At 39.1% G+C, this 16,556-nt stretch carries 13 protein-coding genes; 5 read left to right on the top strand and 8 right to left on the bottom strand.

From position 1 onward, the window contains the following. Nucleotides 1-16: 16 nt before the first annotated feature. The 4 genes from JCM12304_RS07130 to JCM12304_RS07115 form a co-directional block, all read right to left on the bottom strand. On the bottom strand, nucleotides 17-1,384 hold the full coding sequence (locus JCM12304_RS07130; RefSeq protein WP_060679365.1) for a YjiH family protein: 1,368 nt from the start codon (nucleotides 1,382-1,384) through the stop codon (nucleotides 17-19). A gap of 76 nt (nucleotides 1,385-1,460) precedes the next feature. Next, on the bottom strand, nucleotides 1,461-2,522 hold the full coding sequence (locus JCM12304_RS07125; protein WP_256200779.1) for a M20/M25/M40 family metallo-hydrolase: 1,062 nt from the start codon (nucleotides 2,520-2,522) through the stop codon (nucleotides 1,461-1,463). Between the two features lie 106 nt (nucleotides 2,523-2,628). Next, complete coding sequence (hutI, locus tag JCM12304_RS07120) at nucleotides 2,629-3,867, bottom strand: imidazolonepropionase (RefSeq protein WP_019377419.1); 1,239 nt, start codon at nucleotides 3,865-3,867, stop codon at nucleotides 2,629-2,631. Between the two features lie 144 nt (nucleotides 3,868-4,011). Further along, a complete protein-coding gene (locus JCM12304_RS07115) occupies nucleotides 4,012-5,736 on the bottom strand; it encodes an N-tau-methylurocanate hydratase (RefSeq protein WP_060679361.1) in 1,725 nt (574 codons plus the stop codon). Nucleotides 5,737-5,998: 262 nt separating this feature from the next. On the opposite strand from JCM12304_RS07115, the gene JCM12304_RS07110 reads away from it, so the two are divergent. From JCM12304_RS07110 to JCM12304_RS07095, 4 genes are all read left to right on the top strand, one after another. Next, nucleotides 5,999-6,898, top strand: coding sequence for a LysR family transcriptional regulator (locus JCM12304_RS07110; protein ID WP_256200781.1), 900 nt, complete (start codon nucleotides 5,999-6,001; stop codon nucleotides 6,896-6,898). 400 nt (nucleotides 6,899-7,298) lie between these two features. Then, nucleotides 7,299-7,835, top strand: a complete 537-nt coding sequence (locus JCM12304_RS07105) for a ribonuclease H-like YkuK family protein (protein ID WP_060679358.1) — start codon at nucleotides 7,299-7,301, stop codon at nucleotides 7,833-7,835. A gap of 328 nt (nucleotides 7,836-8,163) precedes the next feature. Beyond that, nucleotides 8,164-8,610, top strand: coding sequence for a MarR family winged helix-turn-helix transcriptional regulator (locus JCM12304_RS07100; protein ID WP_019377423.1), 447 nt, complete (start codon nucleotides 8,164-8,166; stop codon nucleotides 8,608-8,610). Beyond that, complete coding sequence (locus tag JCM12304_RS07095; RefSeq protein ID WP_060679356.1) at nucleotides 8,610-11,525, top strand: MMPL family transporter; 2,916 nt, start codon at nucleotides 8,610-8,612, stop codon at nucleotides 11,523-11,525. The genes JCM12304_RS07100 and JCM12304_RS07095 overlap by 1 nt, the downstream gene beginning before the upstream one ends. Before the next feature lie 289 nt (nucleotides 11,526-11,814). Here JCM12304_RS07095 and JCM12304_RS07090 read toward each other — a convergent pair whose 3' ends face one another. Then, a complete protein-coding gene (locus tag JCM12304_RS07090; RefSeq protein WP_060679353.1) occupies nucleotides 11,815-12,246 on the bottom strand; it encodes a VanZ family protein in 432 nt (143 codons plus the stop codon). A 301-nt stretch (nucleotides 12,247-12,547) separates the two neighbouring features. Between JCM12304_RS07090 and JCM12304_RS07085 the strand changes: the two genes are divergently transcribed. After that, entirely contained in the window at nucleotides 12,548-14,242 is a 1,695-nt protein-coding gene (locus tag JCM12304_RS07085) for a peptide ABC transporter substrate-binding protein (RefSeq protein WP_060679351.1), read from the top strand. 219 nt (nucleotides 14,243-14,461) lie between these two features. Here JCM12304_RS07085 and JCM12304_RS07080 read toward each other — a convergent pair whose 3' ends face one another. From JCM12304_RS07080 to JCM12304_RS07070, 3 genes are all read right to left on the bottom strand, one after another. Continuing rightward, nucleotides 14,462-15,259 carry a sugar phosphate isomerase/epimerase family protein gene (locus tag JCM12304_RS07080; RefSeq protein ID WP_060679349.1) on the bottom strand — a complete coding sequence of 266 codons (798 nt, stop codon included), beginning with the start codon at nucleotides 15,257-15,259 and terminating at the stop codon, nucleotides 14,462-14,464. A gap of 277 nt (nucleotides 15,260-15,536) precedes the next feature. Continuing rightward, the gene (locus tag JCM12304_RS07075) at nucleotides 15,537-16,148 is read right to left on the bottom strand and encodes a YncE family protein (protein ID WP_082388001.1); all 612 of its coding nucleotides are present in this window, start codon (nucleotides 16,146-16,148) and stop codon (nucleotides 15,537-15,539) included. Between the two features lie 20 nt (nucleotides 16,149-16,168). Continuing rightward, the gene (locus JCM12304_RS07070) at nucleotides 16,169-16,459 is read right to left on the bottom strand and encodes a YncE family protein (protein WP_060679345.1); all 291 of its coding nucleotides are present in this window, start codon (nucleotides 16,457-16,459) and stop codon (nucleotides 16,169-16,171) included. Nucleotides 16,460-16,556: the final 97 nt, after the last annotated feature.

Here is a 16,556-nt window from a genome sequence, read left to right as displayed (position 1 = left end):
TAAAGTTCTGATTATGTTAGAAAATTAGATGCATGATGATAGCGATAATTGGAATGGATATAAGCGTTCGTAAAAGGAACAGGATAAGAAGATCCTTCAATTTGATCGGTATGTCTACCTCCAGGAGAAGAGGAATAACAGCTGAAAAGAATAATATCTGACTTAATGATAAAACCGCAATGAAGAATTTAGCCCCTAGCGCAGCTCCAGTTACCATTAAAGCAGGTAAAAACATATCGGCAAGCCCAATAATTGTCGCTGGTGCAATCAACCCTGCATCTGGAATCCCCAAAATCCGCAAAAATGGCTCCATTGGTGCTCCGACCCAGGTGAAGATCGGCGTATAATTTGCCAGAAGTATTGCTGTTAAGCCAATAGAAAGGATTGGCGGAAGAATTACCATTGCCAATTTCAACCCATCTACAAAACCATTTTTTAATTCAACTGCAACTTTTCCAGAGTCTTCTGCCTGTTTGATTCCAACCTCGTAAGCCTGTTTCCAGATGGAACGTTTTTCAAGGAGTGCCTCCGGTTTTGGAACACCTTTATATTCGTCCGGAATCCTGGATAACGGGGGAATACGGATTAGCACCATTGTCGCTACAGCGCTTACAATAAATGTAGCTATAAATAATATTGGAAAATAAGGCAGAAGATCAAGTGTGCTTGCTACTACTGCAAAAAAACCAATACTAACCGTTGAAAAGCAAGTCGAAATAATCGTTGCTTCTCTTAATGAATAGCGTCCTTGCAAATACATTTTATTCGTAACATAAATACCCACAGAATAACTGCCAACAAAGGAAGCAACTGCATCTAAGGCTGAACGTCCAGGCAACTTAAATAATGGACGCATAAATGGACGCATTAGCACGCCTACAAACTCCAATCCTCCAAAAGCGACGAACAATGTAAGAAATACAGCACCAATCGGCACAATTACAGCTACAGATGCAATCGTAGTTGTAAAAACTAACTGACCTGTTTCCGGTAACCGCAGAATTTCAGGGCCAATTGAGAAATAGATAAGTATAGCAAACACCGCACCAAGAACACGGAAGAACAAAAAAACGGGACTTGTCACAAAATAAGAAAGGTCATATTTCATTTGGAGGATTCCGCGTTTCTGAAACTCTGCCAGAATAGTGACCCCGGCTGCTATTACAATGATGAGCATACAATAAAAAGATACTACTTCTGGTGCACTGCTCCGTATCGTACTTATAAGCACATCAAAGGGGATCGTCCACGTGCCATTCGCTTTTATGGGTCCAAGGAAAAATAGCAGTCCTAAAATAAATGTCAGCCAAAATTTAGGTTTTATATTTCCTTTTCCTGATTGTTCCAGTTGAATCGGTTTCTTTTCTTCCATTTCCATTGCCATCGTTACACCCCTTTTACGAATTCCTGGTTATGGAGGAAAACCGCCCCCTTAGGAAGCAGTCCCCCGATCAATCTATTTATTTATGAAGCTCATACCATTTCTTAATCAAAGAGGCAGCATATCTCCCACCATTCATCAAATTCTCTACACTAATATGTTCCTGGAAAGTATGAATATTACGGAAGCCGTTCCCTAATGTGATACATTCAAGTCCATTTTCATTAAGCACATTGGTATCTGCTCCTCCTAGGGTTTGTGTCGTATATTTATTAACATCAATCTCATCGGCAGCCTGTAATGCCGTTTGTCCGAGAGGGGATTTTTCATCAATCTTCCAGCCAAGATATTTTTTCTCGTATCTGATGTCAGCCTTTCCTCCATGCTGTTTTGCAGCTTCCTCCACGGACTGTTTCATATGTTCCAATTGCTCGTTTAAACCTTTGGCTTCAAAGGAACGCACTTCGCCTACCAGCTTAACTTCACCTGGAATGATGGAAGACATTTTTCCACCATTCATTTGGCCGATATTGGCCAGCGTTATTTCACTGATCTTACCGAGCTTCATATTCTTCAGAGCATCGGCGGCGATCAAAAATGCATTAATTCCTTCTTCCGGGTTTAATCCAATATGGGAAGATCTTCCTTGAATGTCACAATAAATTCTGCTGCTATAAGGTCCTTGTAAAATAATTTGTCCAATATCGCCACTGCTGTCAAATACAAAACCTTTCTTACTTTTTACTTTTGAATAATCCATGTAGCTTGCTCCTACAAGCCCAGGCTGTTCATTCACGGTCAATACCAACTCGATTGGTCCACAAGGTATGTCATTTTCCTGAATGTACCGAATCCCCTCCAAATATGCTGCGAGTGCTGCACGATCATCGGCTCCTAAAATGGTTGTGCCATCAGAATGGATAATTCCATCTCGTATTTCCGGCTTTAAACCTTCTGTTGGCAACACCGTATCCATATGTGTGGAGAGAAACATTGGTTCTACACTAGGATGAGTACCTTCCCAATACGCAATCAAGTTCCCGCAATTACCACCAAATTCTTTATGAGCTTCATCAAAAGTATAAGAAAAACCGAGTTGTTCTAAATATTGGAATGAGAAATTCTGCCATCGGCTTTTCATGCCCGCTTGGTGCATTAATTTTAGCTAATTCCATGAAACTATCTAATAACCGATCATTATTTATTTGTATCTGTGTCGATTGTTTAACCAAAATTCATCATCCCTTCTATTTTTCAATAACTTTTCCTCGTTTTATTACCTGATCAACGACATTACTTCCAAGTCTGTATATAACATGGTTATAAGAAGGTACATCCCAAATTTGGAGATCGGCCAACTTCCCAACCTCAATGGAGCCTACTTCATTTTCAAGCTGAAGGGCTTTTGCTCCATTTATTGTCGCTGCACGAATCGCCTCTTCAGGAGACATATGATATAGACGGCAGGCTAGAACCATGACAAACTGCATCGATTCTGTCCAATTGCCTGGGTTTAAGTTCGTTGCAAGAGCAACTGGCAATCCTTGTTCTATCATTGTTCTTACATCAAATGGACGGGGATGTGCCACTGCAAAATCAAGGGTTGGCATTACTACACCAACTACACCTGCATCCGCCATTTTTTTCATTACTTCAGGTGGAGTGTAATTTAAATGATCTGCAGATACTGCTTTTATATCAGCTGCCAGATCTGAACCTTCCACATAAGAATAGGCATCCGTATGAATCTTAGGTTGCATACCATAACTAAGCCCTGCCTCTAATATGTCCCTTGATTCCTTTGCATTAAAATGACTATTCTCTGTCCATACATCACAAAACGTTGCTAGTTTTTTCTCAGCTACCTGGGGTATCATTTCTTCGATAATTTCTTTTATATATGCTTCCTTGCTCATATCTTCCGGCCAGCCGTGCGCTCCAAGGAAAGTGTTGACAACATCGATAGGCAAACTTTCATTGAGTTCAGACGCCACTTCAAGAATTTTCAGTTCATCCTTCGTCGTCAGTCCATATCCACTTTTCACTTCTACGGTAGTAGTTCCAGCTTGTAGCATCCGATCTAGCTTTTCTTTGGAAATATTAAATAACTCTTCCTTACTTGCATCCCGTGTTTTATTGACAGATACCATTACACCTGTTTTAATACCCATTTCTTCTAACTTCTTCGGATCGCTTACCGTCATTTTGGCCGCATACTCTTCCACACGGGAACCACCGAAAATAGCATGTGTATGACTATCCACAAAACCAGGTACAACAACTTTACCTCTAGCATCAATGATCCTTGCTCCACTGCTGTCGACTTGATTGTCTACTTCCTTTTTGTCCCCTACGGCAATTATTTTCTCTCCAGCAATGGCAATCCAACTATCATTGAGCTTTCCAATAGAGTCAGCTGCTTCACCCGTACATGTGAGTATTTCTTTTGCGTTAGCTATAATTAAATCTGCTTTTTGTTTAGCCAAACCTTATTACCCTCCTGACAATGATAGTTCCACCTGGTTTTCATGAGGATATACCCGCCTTCCTTTACAGAAAGCGGGTTCTCACTACTTATCGATTAAGGAAAAAAGGGTATATATTGCATACCCTTTTGTTTTCCGGATCGGTTATTTATCTAGATCATCAGGACCAAATGTCGCTGTAGGCTCCCACCACAATGGAATTTTGATACTTTCGTCTGTTAGATTACCTTTTCCGTTAGCGACATCCTTTGCGCTTTCATATCCTGCCTGCGCATGCCGTACTACACCGATTCCAGAGTCTACCGTCATACAAACTTCCAGGCGCATTGCTGCATCCTCCGTTCCGTCTGCAATCATAGTTACCCCAGTGTGTACAGCTTCTCCCATAGAATAGTTCGCTTGGAGTGCGATTAAGTCACACATACCGACAGCGTTCAATAGCCCATTTAGTACTGGCCAGTCAGAGATCAAGTCTCCTCCATCAGGCATGTTTTCAGATTCAAATGTTGGGTTAACAATCGAACCAGAATCCAAATTATCACGAGAGAATGCTACAGGACCAGCTAACTCTCCACGTTTTACCATCTCATTTACTTCTAAAGCGAATTCTTTCCGTTGGCCAAATCCGAGATAACAAATACGAGCGGGTAGTCCTTCAATTGGAATATGCTCCTTCGCAAGATTAATCCAGCGGGTTACAAGCAAATCATCCTTAAATTTCTCAAGTACCATGTTGTCGATTTTCTCAAGATCTGCCGGATCACCTGACATACATACCCAACGGAAAGGCCCGCGACCTTCACAGAACAACGGACGAATATATTCCGCTACGAACCCTGGAATTTTCATAGCTTCTTCTTCAGGCATGCCGCCATCTCTTGCTTCCTTTCTTAAGCTCGTGCCATATTCAAAAGCATGTACACCTTCATCAAAGAATTTATTTGTCACACGCAATTCACGAATCATCGTTTCTTGTGCTTTTTTCAAATAAAGCTGACGATCTCTTTTCCTTAACCCATCCGCTTCTTCAACAGTGTATCCAGAAGGCAAATATGAAATTGGATCATGGGCTGGAGTCATCGATGTTAAAATATCTGGACGAAACCCCTTTTCATATACCTCTTCAAAAATGTCTGCAGCATTTCCTACTACTCCAATGCCGAGTGGCTTTCCTTCAGTGGCATGCTTTTCAGCAAGTTCAATTGCTTCGTCAAGAGAATCAGCTAGGACGTCAATATAGCCTACCTCCATACGACGGTTAATAATTTCTACATTGGAATCAGCAAGAATACAAACACCGCCATGCATTGCCATTGCTCTTGTCTGATTACCCCCCATTCCACCAGCACCGGCAGTGAGCATAATTTTTCCAACAAGGGAATCATTATAATGCTTTCTTGCAATTGCTGATAAAGTTTCAAACGTTCCTTGAATAACCCCCTGTGTCCCAATATATTCCCATGGCGCAGCTGTATACTGTGCAAAAATGGTTAGGTTTTTATCCTGCAGATCATAAAATGTATCCCATGATGGCTTCATAATATTCGTTGTTGCCATTACTACGGTCGGTGCGTACTTATGTGTCTTAAATACTGCAACCGGCATTCCGGATTGCACTACTAATGTTTCATCATCTTCCAATTCTTTTAAGGATTTTACAATGGCATGGTAGGATTCCCAGTTACGTGCTGCTTTACCAATGCCTCCATAAACAACAAGTTCTTCCGGCTTTTCTGCGTTTTCCATATTGTTCTCAAGCATTCGGAGGATTGTTTCCTGTCTCCATCCCTTACAACGTAACTCAGAGCCTCTTTGTGCCTTTACTGAATATAAAATCTCCGGTTTTTCTTTCGTATTTTGTTGCGCCATTCTGTTTTCCTCCTTCAATGATTGGTTATAGGGTTAACTGAATGATTCGGTAATGCGCTGTTTAATTAAACGCTTACATTCCCTCCAAACATTATTGACTTTTATAATGTTTAGTACCATCGTTCTCCCTTTTACTGTTTTGTTAATTCAGAAAATATCTACTTTCAATAATATTGTAATTAGTTTATATTATAATTACCAATACTACTTTTCTATATTGTTATAGTTTTAAGCTATAGTAAGGAGGCTGTTTTCTTTGGAGATGAACAAATTACTCTATTTCATAACAATTATTGAAGAAAAAACATATACGGCTGCTGCAGAAAAACTGTTAATATCTCAACCTTCTTTAAGTGCTGCCATAAAAAAATTGGAGAAAGAAGTCGGGCTGCCTCTTTTGGACAGAAGTAAGAAAGGTGTTCAATTAACAAAGGTAGGTAAGTTACTTTATGAGGAAGCTAAGCGACTGGTACTACACCATGAACAAGTGAGTAATGAAATGATACGCTTAAAAAAGGAAGGACCATTAAAGCTATCTATAGGTATTATTGAGTCATCGAAGGTCTGGTTTCCCAGGGTGCTAACCCAATTGAAGCTGGAGCATGAAAATGTCTTCATAAAACTATTAGAGGTACTTAGTTTACAAGACGTTGAGCATTCACTTTATAATTTCGAAGTGGACCTTGCAATTACCAATCAATACGTAAACCATAAACATATTGAAACAATCCCGTTATACGATGAAAAATTAGTAGCCCTTTTACCTTATGACCATAAATTGGAACGCAAAAGCTTTATTACGGTAAGAGATTTACAAGATGAAAACTTTATTATTTCGGAAAAAGGATTTCAAACGAGAGAAGATATATTGAAAGCATTCAGCAAATCTGGTGTGAGACCAAATATTCATTTTGAGATTGGCCGACTTGAAACGGCCTGTGATCTAGTAGAGGAAGGACTTGGTATTTCCGTCGTCCCCGAAAATTATGTAAAGCATATTCAACATAGAGCAATCCGCTATAAACGAATCCATGACCCAAATGTTATGCGGACCGTCTATTTGGTTTATGATAAAAAAAGATATAATTCACCTATTGTGATGCGCACAATAGAACTTATTACAAATAACTTTAAAACTATTCACCATTCCAAATCATTATAAATGGATCTAAACATGGAGAATTAAGCCCTCTCCAACAAAACACCACTAGACTAGGCAAGGCAATAAGAAAACTCCCCCGGTAACCTGATTTGAGTCACCGGGGGAGTTAAGCAAATCACCACTTTAGTTCCTTAAAATCCGCATTAAGTCATAGTTCCGAAATTTTTTGTTTCTTTATCAGTGAAAAATAATTTTTTCCAGCTAGTGTATGTAAAGCATGCGTGCAGTATTTGTTGAAATTCCAAGTTCTATACCTTTGTTGTTCCTCACTATATGAAGCTATGTTCATAACGTTTAACTTTAAGTAAGTATACAGTTATTTTCACCTCTCCCTTACGCATATCATAAAATAAATAATGGAAAGCAGATCTCTAAATTTCACAAAGTGGGATGTGCCAGCATGGAAAATGACTCTGCTCAACACGTTCGATTTCAAAACTTGCAGGAAGATCAAATGACATTTAATCAGGTCTTTGAACACATTGTCGCCTTTATGCGCTCACGACCTGCTGGGAACTACCGTCTGATTGTGGGGACAGATTCGCAAATTCATCCACAGAAAACCATTTTCATTACAGGAATTGTGATCCGCAATAAGGGAAAAGGTGTGTGGGCATGTATACGAAAAGTAACTGTTCCACGGAAAATGCTACAATTGCATGAACGAATTTCCTATGAAACCTCCTTATCCGAAGAGGTTGTCTCCCTCTTTACCGAAGAAAGAAAAAGGCAGCTCATTGATATTGTCCTCCCACATATTTACCAAGGAGCCTCTTTTACCATGGAAGGACATATCGATATCGGTGCAGGAAAAAAGAACAAAACACGGAAATTTGTTCAGGAAATGGTAACTAGATTGGAAGCAATCGGAGTGGAACCAAAAATAAAACCAGATGCTTTCGTCGCCTCAAGCTATGCCAATCGCTACACGAAATAATTCTATATGGCTTCAGGAATGGATATAATTTAGGTGAATCTCCCCCTAAATTGTATCCGTTTTTTAGTTCTTAAAATGCATATTTTGGTATATAGTGCAAAGCTGTAAAAGATATGAACTTGCATAACCTGAAGACTGAAAAATTGAACTAATCATTTTCATTTTAGATAGCTATCTATGACTCCATTCGTCTACAAGATTCATTTTGTTAGCTAATTCACCTCCTCCCTATACCAAAATTCTTGCTTCACTCCCCCTCCTTTGTTAAACTATTATAGTTCACTTATGAAACTATTCACCTAATGAACTATAAACGGAGGTGTATTTAATGGATTTACTCGAACTAATCAATCGGTATCAGGATGCAATGAATACTATTGATCGCAATGTTAATCTAATACTTAAAGAAAAAATCCATACAGAAATAACGACAGATCAATTTCCTACACTGCAATACATTCAAAAGCATCAGCAATGCACAAGTTCAGAAATTGCCGCCTTTTTAGGTGTTGGAAAAAGCGCCATCACCGCGCAAATTAATCGATTAGATGAGAAAGGCTTAATTATAAGAAGGCGTGACAAGCAGGATAGACGAATTGTGTATCTCCAGTTGACGGAAAAAGGAAATGAACTCGTCGATTACACAAGGAACAATTTAACTAAAGAAATTGGCACCTATCTTGGCAATTTTAATGAAGAAGAAATTCATACCTTCATCCATGCATTGGAAAAATTAGCACATGTCATGGCAACAGATAAGAAAGGAGACCAGTAATGAAACAGATTATTCGATTCCGCTGGTTAATTGCTGCATTTTGGGTAATTGCGGCTGCCGGACTATTCATATTTTCACCAAATCTCCAAGAGTTGGTTGCAGATAAAGGGCAAATTTCCGTACCAGAAGGATCTCCTTCCGATGAAGCACAGGACTTAATTGATCAGATGTCCAAGGATAGTGGGAAAAACAATGCCAGCTCTGTACTTGTTTTTCATGATGAAAATAAATTGGATAAGGCAGATAAGGACGAGATTCAGCAAGTCATCAAAAACCTTAAGGAAAAGAAAGACGAGCTTGGAATTAGTAATTTACTTAACTTCAATGAGAGCAAAGAAATAAAGGAACAAACCGTTTCCGAGGATAACCAAACCATTCTGGTACCTTTTGATATTTCTTTGGAAAATAAAGACATTGATCAAGCACGTGAAAAAATTTATGACATTGCAGACGATACTTCCATTGATCATTACGTAACAGGACAGCAATACATTGAACAGGACATCGTAAAAAACTCCCAAGAAGGGTTAAAGCGAACAGAGATTATTACTGTTGGCTTGATTTTAATTATCTTATTTATTGTATTTAAATCTTTTGTAGCACCATTCATTCCACTACTAACTGTTGGGATCAGTTATCTGGCTGCACAAGGGATTGTTGCCATCTTAGCAGATACGGTCAACTTCCCACTCTCCACGTTCACACAAATTTTTATGGTGGCAGTCATGTTTGGGATCGGAACCGATTATTGTATTCTACTGATTAGCCGCTTCAAAGAAGAAATGGCGGAACATGAATCAACAAAGGATGCCGTGATAGCAACATATAAATCAGGCGGGAAAACGATTTTCTTTGCTGGATTAGCCGTGTTAATTGGTTTTTCCACCATCGGATTATCCACCTTTTCACTCTATCAATCTGCGGTAGCGGTGGCTGTCGGTGTGGCAATTGTGTTACTCGCACTCTCTACACTCGTGCCATTTTTCCTTGTCGTGCTAGGCAAGAAATTATTTTGGCCATTTGATAAAAACGCAGCACATAAAGAAAGTAAGCTTTGGGGTACTGCAGGAGCCTTTGCATGGAAAAGGCCGATCATCGCATTAATCATTGTCGCAGTTATTACCGTGCCGGCAATGCTAACATATAGTGGAGATAAATCGTATAACTCCTTAGAAGAAATCGGTGATAGCTATGATTCTGTAAAAGGATTTAATTTAATCGCTGATAGCTTTGGTCCGGGGCAAACCATGCCTGCAACAGTTGTATTTAAAACAGATAAGCCCGTCGATTCTCAGCAGGATTATCAGGATATCGCCAAAATAACGCAACGCATTGCAGAAATGGACGGAGTAAAACAGGTCCGTAGTGCAACACGCCCAACTGGTGAGGTTATTGATGATTTTCTATTAATCAATCAAACTGATAAACTGGCAGATGGCATTGGGGAAAGTAAAGAAGGTCTTCAGGATATCCAAGATGGACTTAATGAAGCTTCCAAGGAACTCGACAAATCACAACCACAGCTTCAGGAAGCTGAAAATGGTGTGGATGACCTTATGCAGGGCACACAGGATACCAAAGATGGAATAAGCCAAATGCAAACCGCCCTCACAGATATTCAAAATGGAATCGAATCTGGGGCACAAGGTGTGGGTGAAATTCAAAAAAACCTTCAAACAATTCAAGGGAACCTGAACCAAACAGTATCTGGAAATAAAGAATTAGTGCAAGGATATCAACAACTCGCCAAGCAGCTGCAAAATATTCCTGGTGCAGCTCCACTTGCCAGTTCAATGAATCAACTAAATTCTAATTTACAGCAAACCGTTACTGCGCAGGAACAGCTCACAGGAGGAATTAATCGTTTATCAGGCGCTGTAGGAGAGCTTCAGTCCGGATTAAACAAAGCTGGGAACGGCCAGCAACAGGTTGTTGGTAAAATTCCTGAAGTACAGGAAGGTCTTTCCCAAATTTACGGAGGACAAAAAGAATTAAAGCAAGCTTTTGCGGATATGCAAAGTCAATTAAAGGAATTATCCAGTGGACTTCAGGATAGTGTTGACGGCCTGAAACAAGTGAACGAAGGCTTAACTGGAGTCGAGGACTTCCTACAAGATTTTAGTGAGAACGGTAATGAGGATTATGTATTCATTCCTCAGGATACGTTAAATGATGAAAGCTTCCAGGAAGGTACTGAGGCATACCTTTCCGAGGACAAAAAGATCACTAAATTTGAAGTCATTCTCAGTGATAATCCTTATTCAACGAAAGCAATGAATCTGATTGGGGATATAAACAACACGGTTGATAGTGCAAAAAAAGAGACAATATTCGCAAAGAGTGATCAAAAAATTGGTGGTGTCAGCAGTACAAACAATGATCTGCAGCACATCTCCAATGAAGATTATACCCGTACAGCTATCCTGATGATTGCCGGTATATTCATTATTCTTGTCATCATGCTGCGCTCGCTCGTGATGCCTTTATATTTAATTGGCTCACTAATTATTACCTATATTACTTCCATGGCATTTTCGGAGTTCATCTTTGTTCATATCTTTAACTACTCCGGACTAACCTGGGCAATACCATTCTTCGCATTTGTCATGCTCGTTGCTTTAGGAATTGATTACAGCATTTTCCTTATGGCACGTTTTAACGAGTATAAGAATGGCGATATAAAAGAAGCCTTATTCGCAGCGATGCGAAACATGGGTACTGTGATCATATCAGCAGCAGTCATTTTAGGTGGTACATTTGGAGCCATGCTTCCATCCGGTGTACTTTCCTTATTGCAGATTGCTACTGCCGTAATTGCAGGACTATTTCTATACGCCTTCGTCATGCTTCCATTGTTCATTCCATTAATGGTGCGCATGTTTGGCAAAGCTAACTGGTGGCCATTTAAACGATAAGAAAAAAGCTGTCTTTTCACGTTGATGAAAAGACAGCTCTTTTTGGTTTAGAATAGGATATCTTTTACAGTCGATTACTTTTCTCTCCGGCGGATTACTTCCTTCTGCCGACGTAATTTAAATTCAAATTAAAGTCTTTTAAAAAATCCAAATTTAGATTAAAATGTAATTGGGTCATATTAATTCCTCCTCATGTTTTTCGTGGTTGTAAAACATTGTATTATGGGGAATTAATTTGGCCCTTTTTATGTTCTTTTCACCCAATTATATGGACTTCACCCGCTAAGGATCATCTCTCTCCCTTCACATTCCCTATCGCTACCAAAAAAACGTGAATTAAAAAAGCCATAAGTAACACGCCAGCACTATTAAACAAAACATCAAGCAAGCGTCCATCTCTGGTAAAGTAAGGCTGAAGAATTTCTGTAACGAGCGCAAGACTAAGCGTAACCCAGATAGCCACCTTCAATCGTTTTACCCCAATATAAATAAATAACAGCCACATGGCGAACATAAATAAATGCCCGACCTTCCGAATTACTACCTCCGCCCTTAATTGATAAATTTCAAAAAACGCAAATTGCGGTTGTTCCGTTATATTTAAATTAATATTTCCTTCTTCCAATAATGTTAATAGATTCGAGTTAAATATAAATGCAAACATGATTAACGACCAACAGATCATAGCAACAATTCTCATTTCATCATTTCCTTTTCCCATTCGCTATGGAGCACATTCCCATGTAAAAGACGAACAAAACCTTCCTACATATAAGTAAGTTCCCTACCTTTAAAAGCATTCCATTTATCAAGTAAAATCAAACGAAAATTAAAATCGGAAAATTTTAGTAAAAAATTTACCAAAAGCATCAACAACAGCTCTGCTTCATTTTATTTTCTTATTTCGTTGTCATAACAACAAAGTTGAATTATTAATAAAATTTAGAATAAATATTGCAAACGGTTAAACCTTAATGTAAAATGCAACTATTAGTAATTTTTTTAGTAAAAGGGAGGTCACTATGAATAATAATTTGAAGAAAATCGTATGGATGATGATTGGTATTGTATTTCTTGCTGTAATGACAGCATGCTCTGGAGAGGATGATAACCAGACCTCCGGCAGTGGAGATGGTAGCACAACAGACGGAGCAAATGAACAAGTATTGAATCTATCCAAAAAAGACCGCATTACTACAATGGATTCGTCGATGGCAACAGATGAACTTTCTTTTCAATTCCTTGGTGCCACAATGGAAGGTCTGTACCGTTTAGGTGAAAATGCAAAAACAGTTGAAGGCATTGCAAAAGACCATGAAGAAAGTGAAGACGGCATGGTATGGACATTTCATTTAAGAGAAGATGCAAAATGGTCGAATGGTGACCCTGTAACCGCAGAGGATTTTGTATATGCATGGCAACGTACAGTAGACCCGAATACAGGCTCCGAGTATGGCCCTTACATGATGAAAGGTGTTATTAAAAATGCTGAAGAAGTCAGTAAAGGTGAGAAAGCTGTAGACGAGTTAGGTGTCACTGCGAAAGATGATCATACATTGGTTGTTGAATTAGCAAAACCAGTTCCTTACTTCGAATCATTAATGACCTTTGGTACATTCCTGCCGCTGAATAAAAGTTTCGTAGAAGAACAAGGCGATGACTATGCCCAGAGCACGGACAACCTGGTTTTTAACGGACCATTCAAGCTAAAAGATTGGGAGAGCACAAGTGATTCCTGGGAAATGGTAAAGAATGAGGATTATTGGGATGCAGATACCGTTGAAATCGAAAAAATGAATTATACCGTAGTGAAAGATCCACAAACTGCTGTCGATTTATATGACACTGGTGAATTGGACAGAGTACAATTAAATTCCGATTTAGTAGATAACTATTCTACTAATGAAGATTATACGACTAGATCCAAACCAGTTGTCTATTACTTAAAATTAAACCAAACGCGTAATGAGGCATTGGCAAACACAAATATCCGAGCAGCAATCAGTCGTGCATTTAATAAACAGGCACTTGCTGACGAACTTTTAAACGATGGCTCCATTCCGGCAAATTGGCTAATTCCAAATGACTTTGCTCCACTTCCTGAGGGGACTGAGCATGATGGAGAAGAGATCAGAGATGTCAATGGCGAGTTAGTTGAATATGACATAGAAAAAGCCCAGGAGTATTGGAAGAAAGGCTTGGAGGAGTTAGGTAAAGATTCTATCGAGCTTGAATTTCTTGGTGGTGATGGGGAGAATGCCAAAACGATGCAGGAATATCTCGTAAATCAATTGGAAACAAACCTCGAAGGGCTAACAGTAGACTTAAAGCAAGTACCAGGAAAGCAAAAATTAGAGCTAGATTCCAAGATGGATTATGACATCCAGCTTTCCGCATGGGGACCGGATTACATGGATCCATATTCCTTCCTCAGCCTGATGGAAACGGATGGAGAATACAACAAGATGGGTTACTCAAACAAGGAATACGATCAGCTTTTAACTGAAGCACAAAATGAACTTGCAAAACCAGGAAAAGCTGCTGAGCGTTATAATAACTTTATTGAAGCCGAAAAAATACTATTTGAGGATGCAGCAATCGCTCCATTATATCAAGAATACGTATCCCTTCTTGCATCCCCTAAGTTGAAGGGCGTTATTACAAATCCAATTGGTCCGACTTATGAATATAAGTGGGCAAGTGTTGGTGAAGAATAATAGAGTTATCGTAAAGGAAATATAAGTCGATAGTTTATCAAGATGATTCTATAAGTCAAAAAACCCCCCTAAATAGAAATTTACATGATTAAACAGCTTGGACCGTTAAAAAAGGGCCAAGCTGTTTTTTCGGGTTGGGAGATAGACTGCTTATTATCTCCCTGTTATGAATGTGTCAATGGCTGTAAAAATTTCTAACCACAGCTTGATTCGAATCGCCTATAAATATTCCCTTAACAACTTCTTCCCTTCCTGAAGTTTCTCGTACGGCATAACTGTGTTATATTCCAAAATGAAACGACATTTTTTTGGTATCTGTTGAAGCTTCTTGAATATTGGCTCCCAGTTAATATTTCCGTCACCAATGGCTAAATGGTTATCCGTATGCCCATCATTATCGTTTAGATGGATCGCAAGCAACTGGTCTTTAGTGGCCTCGAGCACTTCCGGGATATCCCAGTTATTCAAATTGGCATGACCTGTGTCCAACACCAGTCCAAGCATCTCTTTATCGGGAAAATGATCCAATAAACGACAAAACTCTTCCTGATTGAAAAGTTCTGTGCCGTTATGTCCGATATTCTCAATAGCAATAGGCTGCCTGTATTGTTTTGCATGTTGTTGCAAGTCCATTATAGCTTCCAAAGCCCGCCTTTGTGCTTGATGCTTATCGAAGATTTGAAACATGCAAATTCCCGGGTCAATAATCACATGATGTGCCTGTATCTCATCCGCAATTTCAATCGTTTTCTTCAATTCGTTTAAGGCCGTTTGTCTGACTGCAGCATTTTCACTGGTCAAGTTCAAGTCGAACATTGGACCATGTACGCTATAGGTAAAAGGATAAGAATTGAGGTATGTTTTTACATTAGAAAAGCTGGCATCCTTATCGTTCCATTGGGGGCCATCCAAAAATAATTCAACCCCATCTGCCCCATAGTCAGCAAACGCTTGTAAGTTTGTTTTAACCGGTTTTTCCAATTGAACTAATCCGGAATAAAAAATCTCCCTTGACATGCAATACCCCCATAGAAATTAATAGATTGATTGCTAGTATACAAAATGTAAGGGGGGAATTCGAGTACTTTGCGCCACACTTCTGCATAATAATGCTTGAAACCAATAATTAATTCGGCAAGTGACAGCAACATAAAATTTACTCTTACTATCTACTCTATTGCGTCAGTATTCTCTAATGTACTAATAAAAAACGGAAATGATTCAACATTCACTCGTTTTACTACTTCATTCTCTTTACGATCAATCACTGCAACCTGATCTTTGCTCGTTACAGCTACATAAACGTTCTTCCCATCATTGGATATTGTCGTTCCATGTGGCCCATACCTACCTTAATTTGGTCAACTTCTTTTTGTTTTTTCATATCCACAACAGACACATAATCGGCCCCAATATTTCCTACATATGCAAATTTTCCGTCTGCAGTAATATCCAATACATGATGGCCTGTGCCAACTGGGATAGTTGCGGTCAGTTTCTCTTTATTTAAATCAATAACTCCCAGTTCCCCTTTTTGTGTCAGTGTCACGAGTAATGTCTCTCCATTTGGAGTAATATTCAAATTATGCGGAGCCCCTTCAATTCCTTCGATGGTGTTGGTGACTTTTTTGGAAACAACATTAATAACAGATACTGAGTTGGAGGCCGTGTTAGTAACATAAAACTTACTTCCATCCGGGCTAGCTATCCCATTATGCGGCTTATCCCCAACTTCAATCGTTGCTTCTTTCTCCATAGTCGCGGTATCAATTGCCGTTACCGTTCCTTCCCCTTCATTGATAACAAAAACCCAATCCCCGTCAGGCGTAAAATTGATCCCTTTTGGTGTCTTGCCAACCGGAATCGTTTTTACCACTTCATTATTGTCCGTAGAAATAATGGACACATCCTCTGATTGACTATTAGCTACATAAACATATTTCCCCTTTGGCCGATTTCATTATATGTAGGTTTCTCACCAACACGAATCGTATCCAACACTTCATTTGTGCTTGAATCAATAACCTGGATGTTACCCGCGTCACGATTATTCACATAAACTTCAGCTCCTGGCTCATCATCCGTGCTGGTAGTCTTTTCTTTTGGTTTATCTTCTGCGGGCTTATTTAAATCCTCTTCCTCATTTCCTGTACAAGCAACCAGCATGGTAAATGGTAGTAGTATGAATAGACATAACAAAATAATCTTTTTCCACATAAAAAAACCCTCCTAAACAACTCATTTATCTTAGTAAACGAATAAAAGAAGTAAACGGTTTGCTTAAATGGAAGATTTTTTTATAGTTTTTTCCTCT

The sequence above is a fragment of the Virgibacillus halodenitrificans JCM 12304 genome (assembly GCF_001310895.1).
GTDB classification, from domain to species: domain Bacteria; phylum Bacillota; class Bacilli; order Bacillales; family Amphibacillaceae; genus Virgibacillus_Q; species Virgibacillus_Q halodenitrificans.
This window is presented reverse-complemented; position numbering and strand designations above follow the sequence as displayed.

Bases quoted from the DNA above. Each gene is read 5' to 3' on its own strand.
- JCM12304_RS07095 (WP_060679356.1), top strand. From the start codon at position 8,610: ATGAAACAGATTATTCGATTCCGCTGGTTAATTGCTGCATTTTGGGTA.
- JCM12304_RS07100 (WP_019377423.1), top strand. From the start codon at position 8,164: ATGGATTTACTCGAACTAATCAATCGGTATCAGGATGCAATGAATACT.
- JCM12304_RS07085 (WP_060679351.1), top strand. From the start codon at position 12,548: ATGAATAATAATTTGAAGAAAATCGTATGGATGATGATTGGTATTGTA.
- JCM12304_RS07090 (WP_060679353.1), bottom strand. From the start codon at position 12,246: ATGGGAAAAGGAAATGATGAAATGAGAATTGTTGCTATGATCTGTTGG.
- JCM12304_RS07105 (WP_060679358.1), top strand. From the start codon at position 7,299: ATGGAAAATGACTCTGCTCAACACGTTCGATTTCAAAACTTGCAGGAA.
- JCM12304_RS07110 (WP_256200781.1), top strand. From the start codon at position 5,999: ATGAACAAATTACTCTATTTCATAACAATTATTGAAGAAAAAACATAT.
- JCM12304_RS07115 (WP_060679361.1), bottom strand. From the start codon at position 5,736: ATGGCGCAACAAAATACGAAAGAAAAACCGGAGATTTTATATTCAGTA.
- JCM12304_RS07130 (WP_060679365.1), bottom strand. From the start codon at position 1,384: ATGGCAATGGAAATGGAAGAAAAGAAACCGATTCAACTGGAACAATCA.
- JCM12304_RS07070 (WP_060679345.1), bottom strand. From the start codon at position 16,459: ATGTGGAAAAAGATTATTTTGTTATGTCTATTCATACTACTACCATTT.
- JCM12304_RS07125 (WP_256200779.1), bottom strand. From the start codon at position 2,522: ATGAAAAGCCGATGGCAGAATTTCTCATTCCAATATTTAGAACAACTC.
- JCM12304_RS07080 (WP_060679349.1), bottom strand. From the start codon at position 15,259: ATGTCAAGGGAGATTTTTTATTCCGGATTAGTTCAATTGGAAAAACCG.